The following is a 22,152-nucleotide window of genomic DNA, read 5'->3' as shown; positions in this document are numbered from 1 at the left end:
CGGCCGCCCTCGCTGGTCACCCGCAGCGTTTCGCCGGCCGTCCGTGGACGGGCGGCTTCGGCGGTGCTGGGCTGAGCGCCATCGAGCGAGGTCGGCGAGTGAGGACGAGCAGGAGGGAGAAGCCATGGACGGTTCCGGTCTGGTCGTGCGGGACCTGTCGGTCGGATACGGCCCGGTGCGCGCACTGCGCCGGGTGTCCCTGGAGGTGCCCGAGGGATCCGTGGTGACGGTGCTGGGCGGCAACGGCGCGGGCAAGTCGACGCTGTTGCGGGCGGTGTGCCGGACGCTGTCGTTCCACGGAGGCGCGGTGACCGAGGGCACGGTGACCCTCGGCGGGCGGCGCCTGGACGGCGTGGCTCCGGACCGGGTGGTGGCCGCCGGGGTGTCCCAGGTGCCCGAGGGACGGCAGGTGTTCGCCCGGATGACCGTCGCGGACAACCTGCGGGCCGGAGCGCTCGGCGCGGGCGGCGGGCGCACGGACCGGGCCGCCGCCCTGCGCCGCGTCCATGAACTGTTCCCGGTGCTCGCCGACCGTGCCCAGCAGCGCGCGGGGCTGCTGTCGGGCGGCGAGCAGCAGATGCTCGCCGTCGGCCGCGCGCTGATGGCGGCGCCCGGCGTGCTGCTCCTCGACGAACCCTCCCTCGGTCTCGCCCCGTTGATGGCCGCCCGGATCGCCGACACCGTGCGGGAGATCAACGCCCAGGGCACCTCGGTGCTCCTCGTCGAGCAGAACGCGGCCCTCGCGCTGCGCCTCGCCTCCCGTGCCTACGTCCTGGAGGTCGGCGAGGTCACGCTGTCCGGCCCGGCCGACGAGCTGGCCGCCTCCGACGAGGTGCGCCGGCGCTATCTGGGCGTGGTCGACGAGGACGCGGCCGCCGACGCCGCACGAGCCGGCGGTGCGCTGCCCGCCCTGTCCCGGTGGAAGGGATGACGCGCCCCATGGAGACCGAGACCGCAACTGCCGACGGCACCGGAACCGCCGACGTCCCCGCCCTCGAGGTGAGCGGCCTGACGGTCCGCTTCTCCGGGCTGCTGGCCCTGGACGACGTGAGCTTCACCGTCCGTCCGGGCACCGTGCACGCGCTGATCGGCCCCAACGGAGCGGGCAAGTCGACCTGCTTCAACGTGCTGTCCGGTGTCTACCGCGCCACCGCGGGCAGCGTCCGCTTCGGCGAGCACGAACTGACCGGGCTGCTACCGCACCGCATCGCCGGGCTCGGAGTGGCCCGCATCTTCCAGAACCTCGCGCTGCCGCCGCTCGCCACGGTCGAGGACAGCCTGCTGCTCGGCCGTCACCGGCTGACCCGGGCCGGTTTCGTGGCCGCGGGGCTCCGGCTGCCCGCGGCGGCCCGCGAGGAACGCCGGCACCGCGAACGCGTCCGGGAGATCGCCGACTTCGTCGGTCTCGGCGACTGTCTGGACCGGCCGGCGGGTTCCCTCCCGTACGGGCAGCAGAAGCTCGCCGAGCTGGCCCGGGCGCTGTGCATGGAGCCGCGCCTGCTGCTCCTCGACGAGCCGGTCGCCGGCATGACGGGCGACGAACGGCGCCGCACCGCCGCGGTGATCGCGGGCGTCCGCGACAGCCTCGGCATCTCGATCGTCCTGGTGGAACACGACATGGGGGTGGTGATGCGGCTCGCGGACGCGGTGACCGTACTCGACTTCGGGCGCCGGATCGCGGACGGCGCCCCCGCGGACGTCCAGAACGACCCGGCCGTGGTCCGCGCCTACCTCGGAGAGGAGACCGCTTCATGATCACCTTCGCCGAACTCCTGCTCAACGGCGTCTCGATGGGTTCCGTCTACGCGCTCATCGCACTCGGCTTCGTGGTCATCTTCCGGGCCACCGAGGTCGTCAACTTCGCGCACGCCTCGCTGCTGCTCGCCGGCGGGTACGTCACCGCCGTCCTGCACGACGACATCGGCTTCTGGCCCGCCCTGCTGGCGGGCATCCTGGGCGCCGCGCTGGTCGGCGCGGCGGTCGAGTTCCTCGTGATGCGCCGCTACCGGGGCTCCGACCACAGTGTGCTGGCGATCGTCACCATCGGCGTCGACATCCTGCTCACCACCGAGCTGACCCGCCGGATCGGTACCGACGTCCTGTCACCCGGCGACCCCTGGGGCGACGCGGTGCTCCGGATCGGACCGATCTCGCTCGCCCACACCAGGATCGCCGCGTTCGTCGCCGCGGCCCTGCTCATCACGGTGTTCCTGCTCGCCTTCCGGTACACCTCCTGGGGCGTGGCGATGCGGGCGGCCGCCGAGAGCTCGGAGACCGCCGCGCTCATGGGCATACGGCTGGGCCGGGTCTCCCTGGGCGCCTGGGCCGTGGCCGGCGGTCTCGCGGCGGTGGCGGCGCTCTTCCTCACCGTCTTCCCCACCCCGGGGCTGGAGCGGGCCACCTCGCTGGCCGCGCTGAAGGCCTTCCCGGCGGCGATCCTCGGCGGTCTGGACTCGACCACGGGCGCCCTGGTCGGTGGCCTGCTCGTCGGCATCACCGAGTCGCTGGCCACCGGCTACCAGAGCGATCTGACCTTCCTCGGCCGGGGCCTCGGCGACCTGGCCCCCTACCTGGTGATGGTCGCGATCCTGCTCGTCCGGCCCGCCGGACTGTTCGGCACGAAGGAGCTGGCCCGTGTCTGAGGTCCTCACCGCCACCGGGACGGCCCCGGTCCGCCGCCGGCCCGCCCGCCTCACCCGCCCGCGGCCCTACGTCCTGGCCGCCGGGGCGGCCCTGCTGCTGGCCTTCCCGTTCTACCTGGACCGCTTCTGGCTCCAGGCCGGGCTGTTCGCGATGGCCGCCGCGATCGGCGCCATCGGCATCAACCTGCTGACCGGCGCGACCGGTCAGCTGTCGATGGGACACGCCTTCTTCCTCGCGGTCGGCGCGTACGGCTACTGCGTGTTCGCCGGCGACGGCTCCGACGGCCTGACCGGGCTCGGGCTGCCGACCTGGCTCGCGGTGATCCTCGCCGTGCTGGTGGCGGGAGCCGCGGGCGGGCTGTTCAGCCCCATCGCCGGACGGCTGCGCGGCGCCTACCTCGGCATCGCCACCCTCGCGCTGATCTTCATCGGGCAGCACGTGCTGTTCAACGCGCGGGACCTCACGGGTGGTTTCAACGGCCGGGACGTGCCGGCCCTGAGCCTCTTCGGTCTCACCTTCGACGACCGGGAGACGATGGTCGCGGCCGTGCCCTTCGGCTCCGCCGAGAAGCTCTGGTACGTCGGTCTCGTCATGCTGCTGGCCGGCGCGCTGTTCGCCCGCGGGGTGCTGCGGGGCCGGCCGGGCCGGGCCATGAACGCGATCCGGGACCACCGGATCGCGGCCGGGGTGATCGGCGTCCCGGTGGCCCGCTACCGCGCCGCGGTCTTCGTCCTGTCCTCGATGTACGCGGGCCTCGCCGGTGTGCTGCTGGCGCTGATCTTCCAGCGGACCGTGCCCGACTACTTCGGCATCACGCTCTCGCTGGAGTACCTCGCCATGATCGTCATCGGCGGTCTCGGCTCGGTCTCCGGCGCGGTGGTCGGCGCGGCGTTCGTCTCGCTGCTGCCGCAGCTGCTGACCCGGTACAGCGACGCACTGCCCCTCGTGTCCGCGCCGGGCATGGGCGGAATCACACCGGGCGAGGCGTCCCGGTACCTGTACGGCGCCGCCGTCGTGGCGGTGGTGCTCTTCTTGCCGGGCGGCCTGGTCAGGGTGGCCGCGCGGCGTCGCGTAGGAACGACTTCTGTGGAGGAACGATGACTACGGGTACCACTGGCAGATCACGGGTGTACGCGACCCGGGCCGCCGCCGGCGCGCTGGCCGCGCTGATCGTGCTGTCCGGGTGCAGCTCCAAGGCCAAGGACGACGACGGGGACAAGGCGAGCGCGGGCGGGGTGAAGACCGGTGAGGGCATCTCCGGCAAGACCATCACGCTGGGCGTCCTCACCGACATGACCGGCGTCTACGCCACGCTCGGCAAGAGCGTGACCCAGGCCCAGCAGCTGTACGTGAAGCAGCTCAACGCGGGCGGGGGTGTCTGCGGCTACAAGGTGGACCTCACCATCCGCGACCACGGCTACGACCCGCAGAAGGCGGTGGCCGGCTACACCGAGCTGGAACCGAAGGTGCTGGGATTCGCCCAGTTCATCGGCTCGCCGTTCGTCGCCGCCGTCAAGAAGCGCGTCGACGGCCAGGACAAGGGCCTGGTGCTGCCGCAGGCGTGGTCCAGCTCCCTGCTCGGCAGCCCGTACATCCGGGTCATCGGTTCCACCTACGACGTCGAGACGATCAACGCCATCGACTTCCTGATGAAGGAGAAGGGCGTCAAGAAGGGCGACAAGATCGGTCACGTGTACTTCGAGGGCGACTACGGCGAGAGCGCCCTGGCCGGCTCCAAGCACATGGCGAAGGAGTCCGGGCTCAAGATCGTGGAGCAGAAGATCAAGCCGACCGACAACGACATGACCGCGCAGGTCGCCGCGCTGAAGAAGGCCGGTGTCAAGGCGGTCGTGCTCAGTGCGGGTCCGCGGCAGGCGGCCTCGCTCGTCGGGGTCGCGGCCGCCGGCGGCTTCGACGTCCCGGTGATCGGCAACAACTCGGCGTTCGCCCCGCAGCTGCTCGCCACGCAGGCGGGGCCTGCGCTGGCGAAGAACTACTACGTGGCCTCGCCCGCCCTGCCCATCGGCGGCGACACCCCGGCCGCCAAGAAGCTGGTGAAGGACTACAAGGCCGCGTACCCGAAGGACTCGCTCGACAACGGCGTGGTGGCCGGCTGGACGGCGGCCTCCGTCTTCGGAGAGGCACTGAAGACGGCCTGCAAGAGCAAGGACCTGACCCGGGAGGGCGTCGACAAGGCGCTGCTGACCCTCGACAACGTCGACACGGGCTTCGGTATCCCGCAGAACTTCTCCGACCCGGCGGCGCCGTCCTCGAAGCAGAGCGTCATCCTGCAGCCGGACAAGAGCGCGGTGGGCGGCACGAAGGTCGTGCGGGGGCCCGGGGCGGCGTCCGCGGCGGAGAGCTACACCCCCGGCGGGTGACCGGCTCCTGACGCCGAGGGGCCCCGAACCGTCCGGTTCGGGGCCCCTCGGCCGTACGGCCGCCCCGTCGCGCGGCCACGTCCCGGCCACACGGGAGAAGCTCGCGTGGGAGTTGTGGACCCTGAACGCCGTGGGTGGCTTGTAGGGCGGGGCGGGCACGCCGGGAGGCCAGGGACCCCGTACGCCGTGGGCGGCCCGCAGGGCGAGGGGCGGGGCCGCCGGGAACCTGCGGACTGGGGAACGCCGTAGGCGGCCGGTACTGCGGTGGCGGGCAGGGAACGGGGCTCAGGGCCGGGGACGCCCTTTACCGCCGTAGGCGGCACGTACCCCGTACGGCGGCGGGACAAGCCCTCCAGGGGGCCGAGCGAGGGTCTCGACGCCGTGAGGCGGCCCGCAGAGCGAGGGACCGGCTCGCAGGCGGCCGGAGGGATCCCGAGGTGCCGCGGGCTGCCCGTGCGGCGGGGACGGTTCGCAGCGGGCCGCAGGGGATGCCGAGGCGTGGGCGCCCGTGCGGCGGGGACGGCTCGCAGGGGGCCGGAGGGATCCCGAGGCCGCGAGCTGCTTGTGCGGCGGAAACGGCTCGCAGCGGGCCAGAGGGGCCCTGATGCCGCGGGCCGCCCGTACGGCGGGCGGGAGACAGGCCCCGCGCATGGCCGAGGGGCCCCGAACCGTCCGGTTCGGGGCCCCTCGGGTGCTTGCAGGGCGTCTACGGCAGCTGCGCCGCACGCGCCTCGCGACGGTTGTCGCGGAAGGTGTTCACCCGCCGCGCCGTGGCGAAGAGCGGGATCACCGCGCCCAGCACCAGCTGGAGCGCACAGCCCGTCTGGAGCAGGAGCTGCCCGCCGGGGGCCTCGAACGCCCAGGCCGCCAGCAGACCCATCGCCGCGACGATCCACGAGAGCATCGCCACCGCCAGCGGACCCCGCGGCTTCGGGTACTCGACCCGGCTCACCATCAGCCAGGCCGTGCCGATGATCGCCAGGAGCGTGGCCACGAAGGGCAGCTCCAGGAGCACGATCGACACCACCGTCAGTGCCCCGAAGGGGCTCGGCATGCCCTGGAACGTGCCGTCCTTGACCGTGACGCAGGAGAACCGCGCGAGTCTGAGGACGACGGCCAGCAGGACCACGATGGCCCCGACCGCCGCCACCCGCTGGTGCGCGTCGTCGGCGACCATGCCGTAGACCAGCACGAAGTACGCCGGCGCGAGGCCGAAGCTGATCAGGTCGGACAGGTTGTCCAGCTCCGCGCCCATCGGGGACGAGCGCAGCTTGCGGGCGACCAGGCCGTCGAACAGGTCGAAGACCGCCGCGCAGAGCATCAGGATGACGGCCGTGGCGGCGCTGTGGCGCGCCATGCCCGTCTCCTGGCTGCCCGTGAGGTGCGGGATCAGGATGCCGGTGGTGGTGAAGTACACCGCCATGAAGCCGCACGTGGCGTTGCCGAGCGTGAGCGTGTCCGCTATCGACAGGCGCATGGACAGCGGCATGTCCTCCGCGTCGTCCAGCTCGTCGGCCTCCGGCACCCAGCCGGCCTGTGTCTCGGGATCAACCACGGTCAATGCGAGTCACCCCTGCCACGGTCTTCTGACCGACCTCCACGTCCACCTCGACGCCCGCCGGCAGGTAGATGTCCACACGCGAGCCGAAGCGGATCAGGCCGATCCGCTCGCCCTGCTCGACCTTGGTCCCCTGCGGGACGTAGGGCACGATGCGGCGGGCGACGGCACCGGCGATCTGGATCATCTCGATGTCACCGAGCTCGGTGTCGAAGTGCCAGACGACGCGCTCGTTGTTCTCGCTCTCCTTGTTGAACGCCGGGACGAACCCACCGGGGATGTGCTCGACGGAGGTCACCGTGCCGGCCAGCGGCGCGCGGTTGACGTGGACGTTCAGCGGGCTCATGAAGATCGCGACGCGGGTGCGCCCGTCCTTCCACGGCATGATGCTCTGCACCACGCCGTCGGCCGGCGAGATGACCCTGCCCTGGGTGATCTCGCGCTCGGGGTCGCGGAAGAACCACAGCATGCCCGCCGCGAGCGCGGTGACGGGCACGGCCACGGCCTTGGCGGTGCCGGAGCGGCGCGCGCGGGCGAGGCTGAGTGCTGCGGTGGCGACGGTCGGGAGAAGCCACGGCGATGCTCCGCGCGCGAGGCGTACGCCGGCTCGGCTGTCGCGAGGTGCAGAGGTTTGGCTGTGGGGCATGGATGACCTTCGTAGCGGATGATGCCGCGCTGAACGGGGGACGGCGGCTTTCCCGGAATCGTACCGGTCGCGGGCCGCAACTGGGCAAGCCAGGAAGCCGAGTCGGCGGCCGAAGAGCGTTCACGGGGTGTGATCTTCTTCTCGGAGAAAACACCCCGTACCCGGACAATCAGCCCTGGAGCCGATACTCTTCGAGCAGCCTGCGCCCGATGATCATTTTCTGGATTTCGGCGGTACCTTCGCCGATCAGCAGCATCGGCGCCTCACGGTAGAGACGCTCGATCTCGTACTCCTTGGAGAAGCCGTAGCCGCCGTGGATCCTGAAGGCGTCTTCCACGACTTCCTTGCAGTATTCGGAGGCGAGGTACTTCGCCATCCCTGCTTCCAGGTCGTTTCGCTCCCCGGAATCCTTTTTGCGTGCCGCGTTCACCATCATGGCATGCGCGGCCTCGACCTTGGTAGCCATCTCCGCGAGCTTGAACTGGATCGCCTGGTGCTGGGCGATCTGCTTGCCGAAGGTGTGCCGCTGCTGGGCGTAGGAAACGCCCAGCTCGAAGGCGCGCTGGGCGACGCCGCAGCCGCGCGCCGCCACGTTCACGCGGCCGACCTCCACGCCGTCCATCATTTGGTAAAACCCGCGGCCGGTGGTGCCGCCGAGTACGCGATCGGCCGGAATGCGCAGTCCGTCCATGATCAGCTCGGTGGTGTCGACGCCCTTGTAACCCATCTTGTCGATCTTCCCGGGGATGGTGAGGCCGGGGCGGACCTCTCCGAAACCGGGCTCCTTCTCGACGAGGAAGGTCGTCATCGACTTGTGGGGCGCGGTGCCCTCGGGGTGTCCTTCGTCACTCCGGACGAGAACGGCCACCAGCGTCGACGTGCCGCCGTTCGTCAGCCACATCTTCTGGCCGTTCAGGACGTACTCGTCGCCGTCCTTCACCGCCTTCGACGTGATGGCCGACACGTCGGAGCCGAGCGCCGGCTCCGACATGGAGAACGCGCCGCGCACGTCGCCGGCCGCCATGCGCGGCAGGAAGTGGTCCTTCTGCTCCTGCGTGCCGTGCTGCTTGAGCATGTACGCCACGATGAAGTGCGTGTTGATGATGCCGGACACCGACATCCAGCCGCGCGCGATCTCCTCCACGCACAGCGCGTAGGTGAGCAGCGACTCACCCAGACCCCCGTACTCCTCGGGGATCATGAGCCCGAAGAGGCCCAACTCCTTGAGACCGTCGACGATCGCCTGCGGGTACTCGTCGCGGTGCTCCAGCTCGGTCGCGACCGGGATGATCTCCTTGTCCACGAACCCGCGGACGGTGGAGAGGATCTCCCGCTGGATGTCGGTGAGACCGGCGGTCTGGGCGAGTCGCGCCATGGCTACTTCTCCTGTGCCTTGAGCTCCGGGCGGCCGGGCTGCTCGCCGCCGCGCTCCTTGATGTACGTCTCGGTGGGGACCATCACCTTGCGGCGGAAGACGCAGACGAGCGTGCCGTCCTGCTTGTAGCCCCTGGTCTCGACGTGGACGATGCCGCGGTCGTTCTTGGACCTCGACGGCGTCTTGTCGAGGACCGTCGTCTCGCCGTAGATGGTGTCGCCGTGGAAGGTCGGCGCCACGTGCTTGAGCGACTCGACCTCCAGGTTGGCGATCGCCTTGCCCGAGACGTCGGGGACCGACATGCCGAGCAGCAGCGAGTAGATGTAGTTCCCGACGACGACGTTCTTCCCGAAGTCGGTCGTCCGCTCCGCGTAGTTGCTGTCCATGTGGAGCGGGTGGTGGTTCATCGTCAGGAGACAGAAGAGGTGGTCGTCGTACTCCGTGACGGTCTTCCCGGGCCAGTGCTTGTAGACCGCGCCGACCTCGAACTCCTCGTAGGTGCGTCCGAACTGCATGCTGCTCAGGCCTCCGGGGCTTCGAACTTGCTGGTGCGCTGCATGCCGGCGGCCCGGCCCTTGCCCGAGATGACGAGCGCCATCTTGCGGCTGGCCTCGTCGATCATCTCGTCGCCGAGCATCGCGGAGCCCTTCTTGCCGCCCGCCTCGGACGTGTAGAAGTCGTACGCGTCCAGGATCAGCTCGGCGTGGTCGTAGTCCTCCTGGGAGGGCGAGAAGATCTCGTTGGACGCCTCGACCTGTCCCGGGTGCAGCACCCACTTGCCGTCGAAACCGAGGGCGGCGGCGCGCTGGGCCACCGCGCGGTAACCGTCGACGTTGCGGATCTGGAGGTAGGGGCCGTCGATCGCCTGGAGGTTGTTGGCGCGGGCGGCCATGAGGATCTTCATCAGGATGTAGTGGTAGGCGTCCGCAGGGTAGCCGGGCGGCTGCTCACCGACGACGAGCGACTTCATGTTGATGGACGCCATGAAGTCGGCCGGGCCGAAGATGATCGTCTCGACGCGCGGGGAGGCCTGCGCGATCTCGTTGACGTTGTTCAGGCCCTGCGCGTTCTCGATCTGCGCCTCGATGCCGATCCTGCCGACCTCGAAGCCCATCGTCTTCTCGATCTGCGTCAGCAGCAGGTCCAGCGCGACGACCTGCTGCGCGTCCTGGACCTTCGGCAGCATGATGCAGTCGAGGTTGGGACCCGCGCCCTCGACGACCGTGACGACGTCGCGGTACGTCCACTCGGTCGTCCAGTCGTTCACGCGCACGACCCGCGTCTTGCCGGTCCAGTCGCCCTCGTTGAGGAACTTGACGATGGTGTGCCGTGCCTCCGGCTTGGCGAGCGGCGCGCACGCGTCCTCCAGGTCGAGGAAGACCTGGTCGGCCGGGAGGCCCTGGGCCTTCTCCAGGAAGCGCGGGTTCGAGCCGGGCACGGCCAGGCAGGAACGCCGCGGACGCAGGCGGTTGACCTGGGGAGCAGGGCTGGTCATGCGGGGACCTCCAGGGGGTCGAGCTTGTTCGCTTTCCGGATCTCGTCGACGATACGGCCGATGATTCCGGTGATGTCGAAGTCCTTCGGGGTGAAGACGGCGGCCACTCCCGCGGCGCGCAGCTGTTCGGCGTCCGCGTTCGGGATGATCCCGCCGGCGATGACCGGGATGTCCGCCGCGCCCGCCTCGCGCAGCCGGTCCAGCACGTCCGGCACCAGCTGGGCGTGCGAGCCGGACAGGATGGACAGTCCCACGCCGTGCACGTCCTCGGCGAGGGCCGCGGCGACGATCTCCTCGGGCGTGAGCCTGATGCCCTGGTAGACCACCTCGAACCCGGCGTCGCGGGCCCGTACGGCGATCTGTTCCGCGCCGTTGGAGTGCCCGTCCAGGCCCGGCTTGCCCACCAGGAAGCGCAGCTTGCCGACGCCCATGTCCTGCGCCGTCAGCTCCACCTTGCGGCGGACGAGGGCGAGCGCGGTGCCCTCCGCGGCGGCGATCGCGACGGGTGCGGAGGAGACGCCGGTGGGAGCGCGGAACTCACCGAACACCTCGCGCAGGGCCCCGGCCCACTCGCCGGTCGTGACGCCGGCGCGGGCGCACTCCAGGGTGGCCTCCATGAGGTTCTCGCTGCCCTTGGCGGCCTCCTTCAGCCGCTCCAGCGCCTTGCAGGGGCGCGGGTGGTTGAACGGCGGCTGGTAGCGGTTGTCGCGCCAGTTCCCGAGCGCGGCCACCACGCCGGCCTCCACCGTCGGGTCGACCGTCATGATCGCCGCGTCCAGGTCGGCGGTGAGCGGGTTCGGCTCGGTCGACTGGAAGACGTTGACGCCGACGATCTTCTCGGTGCCGCCCTCGATCCGGGCCCGCCGCTCGGCGTGCGAGGAGACGAGCTGCGACTTCAGATAGCCGGACTCGACGGCGGCCATCGCGCCGCCCATCTCCTGGATGCGGTCGATCTCCGCGAACGACTCCTCGACCAGCTCCGCCACCTTCGCCTCGATGACGTGCGAGCCCTCGAAGATGTCCTCGTACTCCAGCAGGTCGCTCTCGTGGGCCAGCACCTGCTGGATGCGCAGCGACCACTGCTGGTCCCAGGGCCGGGGCAGCCCCAGCGCCTCGTTCCACGCGGGGAGCTGCACGGCGCGCGCGCGGGCGTCCTTGGAGAGCGTCACGGCCAGCATCTCCAGGACGATCCGCTGGACGTTGTTCTCCGGCTGGGCCTCGGTCAGGCCGAGGGAGTTGACCTGGACGCCGTAGCGGAAGCGGCGCTGTTTGGCATCCTCGATGCCGTACCGCTCGCGGGTGATCCGGTCCCAGATCCGGCCGAACGCCCGCATCTTGCACATCTCCTCGATGAAGCGGACGCCCGCGTTCACGAAGAAGGAGATGCGGGCGACGACGTCACCCCTGCGTTCCTCGGGGATCTGGCCCGACGCGAACACCGCGTCGAGCACGGCGATCGCCGTGGACATCGCGTAAGCGATTTCCTGGACCGGAGTGGCTCCCGCCTCCTGCAGGTGGTAGCTGCAGATGTTGATCGGGTTCCACTTCGGGATGTGGTTCACCGTGTAGGTGATCATGTCCGTCGTCAGCCGCAGCGACGGACCCGGCGGGAAGACGTGCGTCCCGCGCGAGAGGTACTCCTTCACGATGTCGTTCTGGGTCGTCCCCTGGAGCTTGGTGACGTCCGCACCCTGCTCCTCGGCGACGACCTGGTAGAGCGCCAGCAGCCACATGGCGGTGGCGTTGATGGTCATCGAGGTGTTCATCTGCTCCAGGGGGATGTCCTGGAACAGCCGGCGCATGTCACCGAGGTGCGAGACCGGCACCCCGACCCGGCCGACCTCGCCGCGGGCGAGGACGTGGTCGGGGTCGTAGCCGGTCTGGGTCGGCAGGTCGAACGCGACCGACAGACCCGTCTGCCCCTTGGCGAGGTTGCGCCGGTACAGCTCGTTCGACGCCTCGGCGGTGGAGTGACCGGCATAGGTGCGCATCAGCCACGGCCGGTCCTTCTGACGCTCTGTCATCAGGGGACCTCAGACGTTCCGGAAGCGGTTGATGGCGTCGATGTGCCTGGCGCGCTTCTCCTCGTCGCGCACGCCCATGCCCTCGCGGGGGGCGAGCGCGAGCACACCGACCTTGCCCTGGTGGAGGTTGCGGTGCACGTCGTACGCGGCCTGCCCGGTGTCCTCCAGCGAGTACACCTTCGACAGCGTCGGGTGGATCTTGCCCTTGGCGATGAGCCGGTTGGCCTCCCAGGCCTCGCGGTAGTTCGCGAAGTGCGAGCCGATGATGCGCTTCAGGGACATCCACAGGTAGCGGTTGTCGTACTCGTGCATGTAACCCGAGGTCGAGGCGCAGGTGGTGATCGTGCCGCCCTTGCGGGTGACGTACACGCTCGCGCCGAAGGTCTCGCGGCCGGGGTGCTCGAAGACGATGTCGATGTCCTCGCCGCCGGTGAGCTCGCGGATGCGCTTGCCGAAGCGCTTCCACTCCTTGGGGTCCTGGGTGTGCTCGTCCTTCCAGAACCTGTAGTCCTCGGCGTTGCGGTCGATGATCGCCTCGGCGCCCATCGCGCGGCAGATGTCCGCCTTCTGCTCGCTGGAGACGACACAGATCGGGTTGGCGCCGCCGGCCAGGGCGAACTGCGTCGCGTACGAGCCGAGGCCGCCGCTCGCGCCCCAGATGAGGACGTTGTCGCCCTGCTTCATGCCGGCGCCGTTGCGCGAGACCAGCTGCCGGTAGGCGGTGGAGTTCACCAGGCCCGGGGCAGCGGCCTCCTCCCAGCTGAGGTGGTCCGGCTTCGGCATCAGCTGGTTGGACTTGACGAGCGCGATCTCGGCGAGGCCGCCGAAGTTCGTCTCGAAGCCCCAGATGCGCTGCTCGGGGTCGAGCATCGTGTCGTTGTGGCCGTCGGAGGACTCCAGCTCGACCGAGAGACAGTGCGCGACGACCTCGTCACCGGGCTTCCAGGAGTTCACGCCCGGGCCGGTGCGCAGGACGACGCCCGCGAGGTCGGAGCCGATGATGTGGTACGGCAGGTCGTGGCGCTTGGTGAGCTCCGACAGGCGCCCGTAGCGCTCCAGGAAGCTGAAGGTGGACACCGGCTCGAAGATCGAGGTCCACACCGAGTTGTAGTTGACGGACGAGGCCATGACGGCCACCAGGGCCTCGCCCGGGCCGAGTTCCGGCACCGGCACGTCGTCCAGGTGGATCGACTTGCGGGGGTCCTTGTCGCGCGTGGCGAGCCCGGAGAACATCTCCGTCTCGTCCTTGTGCACGGTGATGGCGCGGTACGACTCGGGGAGCGGCAGGGCGGCGAAGTCGGCGGAAGTCGACTCCGGCGACTGGATCGCGTCCAGGATTTCCTTCACTGTGTTCCTCCGGCGAATGGCGTCTTGAGGGGAGACGCTGGGGGTCACGTCGGTGCTGCTGGGTGTGAGGGTGCCGTCGGTTCGGCGGAGTTGCTGCTGGCGGCGCTTTGTGGCGCGGAAGGTTGCCTGTGACGCAGGCGTCCGGGCGCGCTTGCCGGGGTACCCGCGGGCGGTGCCCGAGGGAGGCTTGCGGGGACAGCCGGCGTACGTGAGGTCTCTGCACGCCGGCCGCCCGGACACCTTCAACGTATGGCACGCCGTGTCACCTGACAAGGCACGCAGTGCCAGAAATCCCGCTCAGGTGAAATCTTTACGTAACACGTGAGCGATGATCGATCAAGTCGCCTTGAAAAATGGGGACGAAAACGCCGGACGGGCTCAAAGAGAGCCCGTCCGGCGCTGAGGTGCGGCAGCGGGCCGCGAGTCGGGGGCGAGGGCGCTACGACCGCTCCTTGAGCGCCTGCTCGATGGTGCGCATCACCTGGTCCAGCGGGGCGTCGACCCGGGCGACGGTCACCAGGACGTCCCCTTCCGTGAAGGCGGAGGAGGCCGCCGCCGTCTGCGGGGTGGCGTCACGGCCGGCACCGATGCCGGAGCCGAACGTCTTCCGCACGATCGAGAAGGCGTGGTCCAGCTGGGCCTCGACGTCCCCCTGTCCGCCCGCCCGCAGCCAGCGCCGCAGCACGTGGTTGTGGGCGGTGACCACGGCGGACGCCGCGACCTCCGCCAGCAGCGGATCGTCGTTGGCGTCGTCGTCGTGCGCGTGCTCGTCGAAGTGGCCGAGCAGGTACCGGGTGAACAGCCGCTCGTAACGGGCCACGGAGGCGATCTCAGCCTCGCGCAGCGTCGGCACCTCGCGCGTGAGCTTGTAGCGCGACACGGAGATCTCGGGGCGCGCGGCGTACATCCGCATGACTTCCTTGATGCCGCGGCACACCGTGTCCAGCGGGTGCTCGTGCGCGGGCGCCGCGTTGAGCACCGCCTCCGCCCGGATCAGGGTGTCGTCGTGGTCGGGGAAGATCGCCTCTTCCTTGGAGCGGAAGTGGCGGAAGAACGTACGCCGTGCCACTCCGGCCTGCGCCGCGATCTCGTCGACGGTCGTCGCCTCGTACCCCTTGGTGGCGAACAGTTCCATGGCCGCCGCCGCCAGTTCTCGGCGCATCTTGAGCCGCTGCGCGGCGGCGCGACTGCCCGCGGCACTCTCCGGCGCGTCGGGCGTGGCTGAGGTACGGGAGGACTTGGCGGGCTGGGACATGACCCGAACGTACTGCATCCGCGCAGCGGAGTGCGCGGATGCGCAGATCCCCCCGCCCTGCCCGGGCGGGGGGCCGCCGGCCGGGCCGAGGAGCCCGCCCCAGTCGGCGGACTCCCCTTGCCGGTCCTCGCGCGCCTCAGCGCCGGGCATATTCGCGGAAGCCGCGGCCCGTCTTGCGGCCGAGGCAGCCCGCGGCCACCAGATGCTCCAGCAGCGGCGCCGGGGCCAGGCCCGGGTCGCGGAACTCGCTGTGCAGGACCTTCTCGATGGCCAGCGACACATCGAGGCCGACCACGTCCAGCAGCTCGAACGGGCCCATCGGGTAGCCGCCGCCGAGCTTCATCGCGGCGTCGATGTCGTCGAGGGTCGCGTAGTGCTCCTGGACCATCTTGATCGCGTTGTTCAGGTACGGGAAGAGCAGCGCGTTCACGATGAATCCGGCCCGGTCGCCGCAGTCCACCGGGTGCTTGCGGATTTTCGCGCACACCTCGCGGACCGTGGCGTGCACGTCGTCCGCGGTCAGCACGGTGCGGACCACCTCGACGAGCTTCATGGCGGGCGCCGGATTGAAGAAGTGCATGCCGATCACGTCCTGCGGGCGCGAGGTGGCGCGGGCGCAGGCGACGACGGGCAGCGAGGAGGTGGTGGTGGCCAGCACCGCGCCCGGCTTGCAGACCTTGTCGAAGGCGGCGAACAGCTGCTGCTTGATCTCCAGGTCCTCGGCGACGGCCTCGACGGCCAGGTCGACGTCGGAGAAGGCGTCGTACGAGCCGGCCGGGGTGATCCGGTCCAGGGTCTGCGCGGCGGCCTCGGCGGTCAGCCGGCCCTTGTCGACGGAGCGCGAGAGCGACTTGCCGATCCGGGCCTTGGCGACCGCCGCCTTCTCCTCGCTGCGGGCGGCGAGGACGACGTCGTAACCCGCCTTGGCGAAGACCTCGGCGATCCCGGAGGCCATCGTGCCGGAGCCCGCGACGCCGACGGAGCGCACGTCCCGTCCCGGCGCGCTGGACGCGCCGGCGGCCGGCGTCAGCGCGTCCCCGACGACCGTGTCGCTGCCGGGAGCCTCGTACGAGTAGAAGCCGCGCCCCGCCTTGCGGCCGGTCAGACCCGCCTCGGTGAGCTGCTTGAGGATGGGTGCGGGCGCGTGCAGCCGGTCGTGGGACTCCGCGTACATGGCGTCGAGCACCGTGCGGGCCGTGTCGATGCCGATCAGGTCGAGCAGCGCGAGCGGGCCCATGGGCAGACCGCAGCCGAGCTTCATCGCCGCGTCGATGTCCTCGCGGGAGGCGTACCGGGCCTCGTACATCGAGGCCGCCTGGTTGAGGTAGCCGAACAGCAGCCCGTCCGCGACGAATCCGGGACGGTCGCCGACCGCGACGGGCTCCTTGCCGAGCTGGACGGCGAGGTCCGTGACCGCGGCGACGGCCTGCGGCGAGGTGAGCACCGAGGAGACCACCTCGACCAGTTTCATGGCCGGGGCCGGGTTGAAGAAGTGCAGTCCGAGCACCCGCTCCGGACGGGCCGAGTCGGCCGCCAGCCGCGTCACCGACAGGGCGTTGGTGCCGGTCGCGAGGATCGTCTCCGGGCGCACGACCTCGTCGAGCGCGCGGAACACCTGCTGCTTGATCTCGTACGACTCCGGGGTCACCTCGATGACCAGGTCGGCGTCGGCCGCCGCCTGAAGATCGGTGAAGGTGCGGAAGCGGGCGAGGACGTCGCCGCGCTCCTGCTCCGTGAGGCGCCCGCGCTGCACGGCGCGGGCGGTGGAGGCTTCGACAGCGGTGACGGCCTGGGCGGCCGCGGCTTCGCTGACGTCGATGCCGACGACTTCGCGGCCGGCCCGGGCGAGGACCTCGGCGATGCCGGTGCCCATGGTGCCGAGGCCGACGACGGCGACGGTCTTCAGCGGGGACAGAGGGGTGTCGGACAGGGGAGTGGCCATCGCGGGACTCCAGGAAGAGGGTGACGACTGAGGAGCACACGGGTGCGCCGAAGGGGCGCACACGGTGCGTGGGATGCGGGTGTTGCCGGGCTGACGAGCGCACACGCCCGGTGCCGTCCAGGGGGTGCAAGCACAGCCGCCCCTGGAGCGGTGAAGACCGACCGGCCCTGTCCCGGAGCCGTGTCGCACTGAGGTACCTGAGGTACCGAACCGACTGGCACTCGCGGCGGCTGCGTCACCAGGCCACCGCAAGCAGAACGCGAGTGGGTAACTCGCTCGTCTGAGCTTAACCGGCCGGTAACGAGCGCGCCAGCCCCCAGTTTGTGATGTAGGTCCCCGCGCCCCGGGTGCCGCTCTAGGCTCGGCGTCATGGACGAGGAGTTGCGATCACTCACGGAGCGTCTGCGCACCGAGGCCGGGGCTTCCGCGACGTACGAGCGGCTCGTGGCGACCGAGGACCCCGCCGAACTCGCGGCCGCGCTGACGGAGCCCGGACAGCCGCTCTGGGCCCGGGAGCTGGTCGCCTTCCGGCTCGGCACCGCCGGTGACCGGCGGGCCTTCGAGGCCCTCGTCCTGCTGCTCAACCACCGCGATCCGCAGCGCTGCGCGTCCGCCGCGCACGCGCTCGCCGTGCTGGGCGACCCGCGCACGGCCCGCGCCGCCGCCGCGCTCGCCACCAACGAACTGCGCGTCGCCTACGCGCTGCATCCGGTACGGCTCCTGGCGGCGCTGCGCGCGCCGGAGTCCGTGCCCGCGCTCGTCACCACGCTGGAACGCAGACTGCGGCCGCACGATCCGTACCGCAGGGTCGCCCTCGCGTGCGTGGAAGGGCTGGGCGCGCTGGGCGACGCCCGCGCCCGCCCCGTCCTGACCGAGTGCCTCGCGCACCCGGCCCTCGCGGAAGCGGCCGTCCGGGCCCTGGGCCGACTGCCGAAGCCGTGACGGCCGTTGATGCCGTGGCAGCCGCCGATGCCCTGACTCAGCGGGGCCCCGTGCCGTCGAGCACGCGCACGTAGCGCACCTCGGGGACCGCGACGCCGTCGGCCTCGAACGGCTCCTGGGCGCCGTCGGGGGCGAATCCCGACCGCTCGTAGAAGCGCCGGGCGCGGTGGTTCTCCCGGAGCACCCACAGGAGCATGCGCGGGTGGCCGGCGGCGGCGCACCGGGCGACCGAGGCGCCGAGCAGCGCCCGGCCCGCGCCGCCGCCGTACCGGTCGGGGTGGACGTAGAGCGCGTACAACTCGGCGTCCGCGGTGGGGGTTTCACCGTCCCGGCAGGGGCCGTGGCAGGCCCAGCCGACCACGTCCCCGTCCCGCTCGGCGACGACGTTCACCACACCGTCACCGCCGCGGTCGAAGAACATCCGCCGCCGCGCGACCTCCTCCTCCAGGTCCAGAGCGTCCAGGTACGGCTGCGGTACGAGACCCCGGTAGGCGCTCTGCCAGCCGCGGACTCGGATCTCGGCCACCCGGCGGCAGTCGGCGCCCGTCATGGCGCGGAGGGCGAGTCCGCTCACTCGCCGATCACCGCGTACGCCTCGATCTCCATCAGGAACTCCGGGCGGACCAGCGCGGCGACCTGGACCGCCGACGCGGCCGGGAGGCGGCCGGCCGGTATGTGGGCGTCGCGGGCCGCGCGGACGGCGGGCATGCAGGACATGTCCGTGACGAAGAAGGTGAGTTTGACGACGTCGTCGAACGTGGCCCCGGCCGCGGCGAGGCAGCGGCGCAGGTTCTCGAAGACCTGACGGGCCTGTGCCGCGGCGTCGCCCTCGCCGACGACCTTTCCGTCCTCGTCGAGGGCGAGTTGGCCGGAGACGGCCACGAAGCGCCCGGTACCCGTGACGACATGCGAGTACGCGGCGGCGGGGGCGACCCCGTCGGGGGCGGGAATGCGGGTCAGCTCACTCATGCGTCCATGGTGGACCACGGGTCGGACAACGCCCATGGCGGCTGCGGCCGTCGGGCTCCGCTCGCGCGGCCGGCGGTTCCGGCCGGAGCCGCCGCCCGTGTCGCCGCCGGAACGCCGCGGGTCAGCCGCGGAAGCCGAGCAGCCCGTGCAGCGTCGAGCCGCGCGAGGCGGCGGCCGTCCTCTTCGCGCTCAGCGGCTTCGGGTCGGGCAGCGCCTCGCAGACCGCGTCCGCCTCGCCGTCACCGCGCGGCACCCGACCGCTGTCGAGATACGCCGCCAGGTGCTTGTCCAGGCAGGCGTTCCCGCTCAGTGTGACGCCGTGGTTCCCGCCGTGCTCCTCCACCACCAGGCTGGAGTCGCGCAGCTGGTGGTGGACGGCGACGGCGCCCGGGTAGGGCGTGGCCGCGTCGTTCGTCGCCTGGAAGAGCAGTGCCGGGGGCAGCGCGTCGTTGGAGACGTCGACCGGCCGGAGCGGCTCGACGGGCCAGAAGGCGCAGGGCGCGTTGTACCAGGCGTTGCTCCAGGTCATGAACGGCGCCTCCTCGTGCACCGCCCAGTTGTCCTTGCGCCACTGCTCCCAGTCCCGGGGCCAGGACGTGTCACGGCACTGGACCGACGCGTAGACGCTGTAGCCGTTGTCGCCCGCCGAGTCGACCGCGCCGAACTTCCCGTACGCCTCGACGAGCGGGCCGGCGTCGTTGTCGTTCACGTAGGCCGCGAACGCCCCGGCCAGATGGGGCCAGTAGCCGTTGTAGTACCCGCCGGGGAGATAGGTGTCCTCCAGTTCGGAGGGGCCGACCTTCTTCTGCGCGGGCTTCCTCGCGAGCGCCGCGCGCATGCCGTACCACTTCGCCTCGACACCGGCCGGATCGGTGCCGAGTCCGTACGTCCTGTCGTGCTTCGCGACCCAGGCCATGAACGCCAGGTGCCGGTCGTTGAAGGCGCGGTCCTGCTGGATGTTGTCGTCGTACCAGACCCCCGTGGGGTCGACGACGGAGTCCAGCACCAGACGGCGCACCCGTTCCGGGTACAGCTTCGCGTACACGGTGCCCAGGTAGGTGCCGTACGAGTACCCGAGGTAGTTGATCCTCCCGGCGCCCAGTGCCCGCCGGATCGCGTCCATGTCCCGGGCCGTGCTCACCGTGTCGATGTGGGGCAGCACGTCCGCGTACGTGGTGCCGCAGGCCTCGGCGAAGGCCTTGGCGCGGACGAGGCCGGCCCTCTCGACGGCCGGGGCGAGCGGAACGGAGTCGGGCCGCACCGGCGCGAAGTGCTTCGGGCGGCAGTTCAGAGCCGGTCTGCTCGCACCGACTCCGCGCGGGTCGAAGCCGACGACGTCGTACTGCGCCGCGATCTTCCTCGGCAGCGCGGAGGCGACGAAACCGGCGAGGGCGCGCCCGCTGCCGCCGGGCCCGCCCGGGTTCACCAGCAGGGGCCCCTGGTACGTCTTCGCGGTGTGCGGGACGCGGGACAGCGCGAGGGTGATGCGCTGCCCGTGGGGGTTCGTGTGGTCCAGAAGCACCTTCAGGGACGCGCACTGAAGCGTCGGGTAGGCGGTGGTGCCGCACTTCTTCCACGCGGGCTTCGGGGCGGCGGTCGCGGCGCCGGGCGTTACGGACGCGGCACCGGCGTCGGCCCCGGCCGGGACCGGCGCGAGCATCGCGGCCACCACGGCGGCGGCGCACAGAGCGGCTGCGCGTTTCTTCATTGGGCCTCCCAGGCGGAGGAGCTGAGCCGTGCACATCACGGCCTCCGCCGTATCGTCCCGGAAGGGGGGCCCGGAAGAACTCGTTCTGGGCGGGCTTGACCCGATTGAGCGGCGGGATGCGCTCGGATGCCGCGGGGCCGCTTCGGGCATGCGGAGCCCGGGCCCGTACGCGCCGGCTCAGAGCAGCGTGAGCTGGGTCGGCTCCTGTGGTGCCGGGGCAGGCCCGGGTGCGGCGATCCTGCGTGCCGCTCCGGCGCGCGCGGGTCCGATGCCGTACTCCTGCGCCAGTTCGTGGACCTGACGGGTGATGTGGCGCTGGTACCACCTGGGTGCGTAGGCGCCCTCCGCGTAGAGCCGCTCGTAGCGGCCCACCAGGTGCGGGTGGTGGTGCCGCAGCCAGGCCATGAACCACTCCCGGGCCCCCGGCCGCAGGTGCAGCACGAGCGGAGTCACCGAGGTGGCCCCGGAAGCCGCGATCGCCCGTACCGTGGCGCGGAGTTGGTCTGGACGGTCGCCGAGGAAGGGGATCACCGGCGCCATCAGGACCCCGCACGCGATGCCGTGTCCGCTCAGCGTGCGGACCGCGTCCAGGCGCCGCTCCGGGGCCGGGGTGCCGGGTTCGACGGTGCGCCACAGCTCGGGGTCGGTGAAGCCCACCGACACGGAGATGCCCACGTCGGTGACCTCGGCCGCCTGCTTGAGCAGGTCGAGGTCGCGCAGGATCAGCGTGCCCTTCGTCAGGATGGAGAAGGGGTTCGCGTGGTCGCGCAGGGCGCCGATGATGCCGGGCATCAGCCGGTAGCGGCCCTCCGCCCGCTGGTAGCAGTCGACGTTGGTGCCCATCGCGATGTGCTCGCCGTGCCAGCGGTCCGAGGCGAGCCGGCGGCGCAGCAGCTCGGGTGCGTTGACCTTGACCACGATCTGGGAGTCGAAGCCGAGGCCGGTGTCGAGGTCCAGGTAACTGTGCGTCTTGCGGGCGAAGCAGTACACACACGCGTGCGTGCAGCCCCGGTACGGGTTGACGGTCCACTCGAAGGGCATGCGGGAGGCGCCCGGCACCCGGTTCACGATCGAGCGGGCCCGGATCTCGTGGAAGGTGATCCCGCGGAACTCCGGGCTGTCGAAGGTGCGGGTGGTCACCGCGTCCGCGCCGAACAGCGCGGCGTCCCGGGCACGGTCCCCGTCGGGGTCGGCCGTGAGGTTCTCCCAGCGCATGAGTCCTCCTAGGTAGCACTGGCCCCAGAATAGAACACATGTTCCCTTGATCGTGCGAACCGGTTTCCGCGCCCCGGCAGGACCCCGATTTGGGCCGCCCGGGCGCCGGGTGGTTGGCTTGCGGCACACCCCGGAAAACCAAGTGCTGGAGGAAGTCAATGGCGCAGGTCGAGGCCACCACGGAACGGGTCATCGCGGCGGGTGCGGAGGCGGTCTTCGACGCCCTGGCCGACTACAGCGGCACGCGCGCGAAGGTGCTGCCCGAGCACTTCAGCGAGTACGAGGTGCGTGAGGGCGGCGACGGCGAGGGCACCCTCGTGCACTGGAAGCTCCAGGCCACCAGCAAGCGGGTGCGCGACTGCCTGCTCGAGGTCAGCGAGCCGGCCGACGGTGAGCTCGTCGAGAAGGACCGCAACTCCTCGATGGTCACCACCTGGCGCGTCACCCCGGCCGGCGAGGGCAGGGCGCGCGTCGTCGTCACCACCGTCTGGAACGGCGCCGGGGGCATCGGCGGCTTCTTCGAGAGGACCTTCGCACCCAAGGGCCTCGCCCGGATCTACGACGCGGAACTCGCCAACCTCGCCGCCGAGGTCGAGAAGTAGCCGAGCGGCGACTCGGAACTGCTGCTCCGGGGCCCGGACTTGACTCTCCG

Annotated in this window: 20 protein-coding genes; 7 read left to right on the top strand and 13 right to left on the bottom strand. The window is 71.0% G+C overall.

Going from position 1 to position 22,152, the window contains the following annotated elements; all coding sequences use genetic code 11:
- Positions 1 to 124 precede the first annotated feature (124 nt).
- From AC0ZLC_RS00165 to AC0ZLC_RS00145, 5 genes are read left to right on the top strand one after another with little or no spacing between them, the layout of a single operon-like run.
- Positions 125 to 931, top strand: a complete 807-nt coding sequence (locus AC0ZLC_RS00165; RefSeq protein WP_476749754.1) for an ABC transporter ATP-binding protein — start codon at positions 125 to 127, stop codon at positions 929 to 931.
- Between the two features lie 8 nt (positions 932 to 939).
- A complete protein-coding gene (locus AC0ZLC_RS00160; RefSeq protein ID WP_476749753.1) occupies positions 940 to 1,755 on the top strand; it encodes an ABC transporter ATP-binding protein in 816 nt (271 codons plus the stop codon).
- Positions 1,752 to 2,642, top strand: coding sequence for a branched-chain amino acid ABC transporter permease (locus tag AC0ZLC_RS00155; protein ID WP_476749752.1), 891 nt, complete (start codon positions 1,752 to 1,754; stop codon positions 2,640 to 2,642). The genes AC0ZLC_RS00160 and AC0ZLC_RS00155 overlap by 4 nt, the downstream gene beginning before the upstream one ends.
- On the top strand, positions 2,635 to 3,744 hold the full coding sequence (locus tag AC0ZLC_RS00150; RefSeq protein WP_476749751.1) for a branched-chain amino acid ABC transporter permease: 1,110 nt from the start codon (positions 2,635 to 2,637) through the stop codon (positions 3,742 to 3,744). The genes AC0ZLC_RS00155 and AC0ZLC_RS00150 overlap by 8 nt, the downstream gene beginning before the upstream one ends.
- Entirely contained in the window at positions 3,741 to 5,024 is a 1,284-nt protein-coding gene (locus AC0ZLC_RS00145; protein WP_476749750.1) for an ABC transporter substrate-binding protein, read from the top strand. The genes AC0ZLC_RS00150 and AC0ZLC_RS00145 overlap by 4 nt, the downstream gene beginning before the upstream one ends.
- A gap of 706 nt (positions 5,025 to 5,730) precedes the next feature.
- Here the strand turns inward: AC0ZLC_RS00145 and pssA are convergent.
- The 9 genes from pssA to AC0ZLC_RS00100 all read right to left on the bottom strand — a co-directional run bounded on the left by pssA (position 5,731) and on the right by AC0ZLC_RS00100 (position 16,666).
- On the bottom strand, positions 5,731 to 6,585 hold the full coding sequence (pssA, locus tag AC0ZLC_RS00140; protein ID WP_476749749.1) for a CDP-diacylglycerol--serine O-phosphatidyltransferase: 855 nt from the start codon (positions 6,583 to 6,585) through the stop codon (positions 5,731 to 5,733).
- Complete coding sequence (locus AC0ZLC_RS00135; protein WP_476749748.1) at positions 6,572 to 7,228, bottom strand: phosphatidylserine decarboxylase; 657 nt, start codon at positions 7,226 to 7,228, stop codon at positions 6,572 to 6,574. The genes pssA and AC0ZLC_RS00135 overlap by 14 nt, the downstream gene beginning before the upstream one ends.
- Positions 7,229 to 7,397: 169 nt before the next feature.
- Complete coding sequence (locus AC0ZLC_RS00130; protein ID WP_476749747.1) at positions 7,398 to 8,603, bottom strand: acyl-CoA dehydrogenase family protein; 1,206 nt, start codon at positions 8,601 to 8,603, stop codon at positions 7,398 to 7,400.
- A gap of 2 nt (positions 8,604 to 8,605) precedes the next feature.
- Positions 8,606 to 9,118, bottom strand: a complete 513-nt coding sequence (locus AC0ZLC_RS00125; RefSeq protein ID WP_476749746.1) for a MaoC family dehydratase — start codon at positions 9,116 to 9,118, stop codon at positions 8,606 to 8,608.
- Positions 9,119 to 9,123: 5 nt separating this feature from the next.
- Positions 9,124 to 10,098 carry an HpcH/HpaI aldolase/citrate lyase family protein gene (locus AC0ZLC_RS00120; RefSeq protein ID WP_476749745.1) on the bottom strand — a complete coding sequence of 325 codons (975 nt, stop codon included), beginning with the start codon at positions 10,096 to 10,098 and terminating at the stop codon, positions 9,124 to 9,126.
- Positions 10,095 to 12,122 (bottom strand): protein meaA, encoded by a 2,028-nt coding sequence (locus tag AC0ZLC_RS00115; protein ID WP_476749744.1) that lies wholly within the window; start codon positions 12,120 to 12,122, stop codon positions 10,095 to 10,097. Before AC0ZLC_RS00115 ends, AC0ZLC_RS00120 begins: the two co-directional genes overlap by 4 nt.
- Positions 12,123 to 12,131: 9 nt before the next feature.
- Positions 12,132 to 13,469: a crotonyl-CoA carboxylase/reductase gene (gene ccrA, locus AC0ZLC_RS00110; RefSeq protein WP_476749743.1), complete on the bottom strand. Its 1,338-nt coding sequence runs from the start codon at positions 13,467 to 13,469 to the stop codon at positions 12,132 to 12,134.
- Between the two features lie 439 nt (positions 13,470 to 13,908).
- The gene (locus AC0ZLC_RS00105; RefSeq protein WP_476749742.1) at positions 13,909 to 14,724 is read right to left on the bottom strand and encodes a TetR family transcriptional regulator; all 816 of its coding nucleotides are present in this window, start codon (positions 14,722 to 14,724) and stop codon (positions 13,909 to 13,911) included.
- 136 nt (positions 14,725 to 14,860) lie between these two features.
- Positions 14,861 to 16,666: a 3-hydroxyacyl-CoA dehydrogenase family protein gene (locus AC0ZLC_RS00100; protein WP_476749741.1), complete on the bottom strand. Its 1,806-nt coding sequence runs from the start codon at positions 16,664 to 16,666 to the stop codon at positions 14,861 to 14,863.
- 369 nt (positions 16,667 to 17,035) lie between these two features.
- Between AC0ZLC_RS00100 and AC0ZLC_RS00095 the strand changes: the two genes are divergently transcribed.
- Positions 17,036 to 17,608 carry an adenylosuccinate lyase gene (locus tag AC0ZLC_RS00095; protein ID WP_476749740.1) on the top strand — a complete coding sequence of 191 codons (573 nt, stop codon included), beginning with the start codon at positions 17,036 to 17,038 and terminating at the stop codon, positions 17,606 to 17,608.
- A gap of 37 nt (positions 17,609 to 17,645) precedes the next feature.
- On the opposite strand, the gene AC0ZLC_RS00090 is transcribed toward AC0ZLC_RS00095, so the two are convergent.
- From AC0ZLC_RS00090 to AC0ZLC_RS00075, 4 genes are all read right to left on the bottom strand, one after another.
- Positions 17,646 to 18,158 (bottom strand): N-acetyltransferase family protein, encoded by a 513-nt coding sequence (locus AC0ZLC_RS00090; RefSeq protein ID WP_476750195.1) that lies wholly within the window; start codon positions 18,156 to 18,158, stop codon positions 17,646 to 17,648.
- Between the two features lie 20 nt (positions 18,159 to 18,178).
- Positions 18,179 to 18,577: a RidA family protein gene (locus AC0ZLC_RS00085; protein ID WP_476749739.1), complete on the bottom strand. Its 399-nt coding sequence runs from the start codon at positions 18,575 to 18,577 to the stop codon at positions 18,179 to 18,181.
- 121 nt (positions 18,578 to 18,698) lie between these two features.
- On the bottom strand, positions 18,699 to 20,285 hold the full coding sequence (locus AC0ZLC_RS00080; protein WP_476749738.1) for an alpha/beta hydrolase: 1,587 nt from the start codon (positions 20,283 to 20,285) through the stop codon (positions 18,699 to 18,701).
- Positions 20,286 to 20,462: 177 nt separating this feature from the next.
- On the bottom strand, positions 20,463 to 21,500 hold the full coding sequence (locus AC0ZLC_RS00075) for an Rv2578c family radical SAM protein (RefSeq protein ID WP_476749737.1): 1,038 nt from the start codon (positions 21,498 to 21,500) through the stop codon (positions 20,463 to 20,465).
- Positions 21,501 to 21,658: 158 nt separating this feature from the next.
- Between AC0ZLC_RS00075 and AC0ZLC_RS00070 the strand changes: the two genes are divergently transcribed.
- Positions 21,659 to 22,102 (top strand): SRPBCC family protein, encoded by a 444-nt coding sequence (locus AC0ZLC_RS00070; RefSeq protein ID WP_476749736.1) that lies wholly within the window; start codon positions 21,659 to 21,661, stop codon positions 22,100 to 22,102.
- The last annotated feature ends 50 nt before the right edge of the window (positions 22,103 to 22,152 follow it).

The sequence above is a fragment of the Streptomyces sp. GLSS-08 genome, assembly GCF_056387915.1.
The sequence above is the reverse complement of the archived record's forward strand: the minus strand, read 5'-3'. Positions and strand labels throughout refer to the sequence as shown.

Bases quoted from the DNA above. Each gene is read 5' to 3' on its own strand.
- AC0ZLC_RS00165 (WP_476749754.1), top strand. From the start codon at position 125: ATGGACGGTTCCGGTCTGGTCGTGCGGGACCTGTCGGTCGGATACGGC.
- AC0ZLC_RS00160 (WP_476749753.1), top strand. From the start codon at position 940: ATGGAGACCGAGACCGCAACTGCCGACGGCACCGGAACCGCCGACGTC.
- AC0ZLC_RS00155 (WP_476749752.1), top strand. From the start codon at position 1,752: ATGATCACCTTCGCCGAACTCCTGCTCAACGGCGTCTCGATGGGTTCC.
- AC0ZLC_RS00145 (WP_476749750.1), top strand. From the start codon at position 3,741: ATGACTACGGGTACCACTGGCAGATCACGGGTGTACGCGACCCGGGCC.
- AC0ZLC_RS00135 (WP_476749748.1), bottom strand. From the start codon at position 7,228: ATGCCCCACAGCCAAACCTCTGCACCTCGCGACAGCCGAGCCGGCGTA.
- AC0ZLC_RS00130 (WP_476749747.1), bottom strand. From the start codon at position 8,603: ATGGCGCGACTCGCCCAGACCGCCGGTCTCACCGACATCCAGCGGGAG.
- AC0ZLC_RS00125 (WP_476749746.1), bottom strand. From the start codon at position 9,118: ATGCAGTTCGGACGCACCTACGAGGAGTTCGAGGTCGGCGCGGTCTAC.
- AC0ZLC_RS00120 (WP_476749745.1), bottom strand. From the start codon at position 10,098: ATGACCAGCCCTGCTCCCCAGGTCAACCGCCTGCGTCCGCGGCGTTCC.
- AC0ZLC_RS00115 (WP_476749744.1), bottom strand. From the start codon at position 12,122: ATGACAGAGCGTCAGAAGGACCGGCCGTGGCTGATGCGCACCTATGCC.
- AC0ZLC_RS00105 (WP_476749742.1), bottom strand. From the start codon at position 14,724: ATGTCCCAGCCCGCCAAGTCCTCCCGTACCTCAGCCACGCCCGACGCG.
- AC0ZLC_RS00100 (WP_476749741.1), bottom strand. From the start codon at position 16,666: ATGGCCACTCCCCTGTCCGACACCCCTCTGTCCCCGCTGAAGACCGTC.
- AC0ZLC_RS00095 (WP_476749740.1), top strand. From the start codon at position 17,036: ATGGACGAGGAGTTGCGATCACTCACGGAGCGTCTGCGCACCGAGGCC.
- AC0ZLC_RS00090 (WP_476750195.1), bottom strand. From the start codon at position 18,158: ATGACGGGCGCCGACTGCCGCCGGGTGGCCGAGATCCGAGTCCGCGGC.
- AC0ZLC_RS00085 (WP_476749739.1), bottom strand. From the start codon at position 18,577: ATGAGTGAGCTGACCCGCATTCCCGCCCCCGACGGGGTCGCCCCCGCC.
- AC0ZLC_RS00080 (WP_476749738.1), bottom strand. From the start codon at position 20,285: ATGAAGAAACGCGCAGCCGCTCTGTGCGCCGCCGCCGTGGTGGCCGCG.
- AC0ZLC_RS00075 (WP_476749737.1), bottom strand. From the start codon at position 21,500: ATGCGCTGGGAGAACCTCACGGCCGACCCCGACGGGGACCGTGCCCGG.
- AC0ZLC_RS00070 (WP_476749736.1), top strand. From the start codon at position 21,659: ATGGCGCAGGTCGAGGCCACCACGGAACGGGTCATCGCGGCGGGTGCG.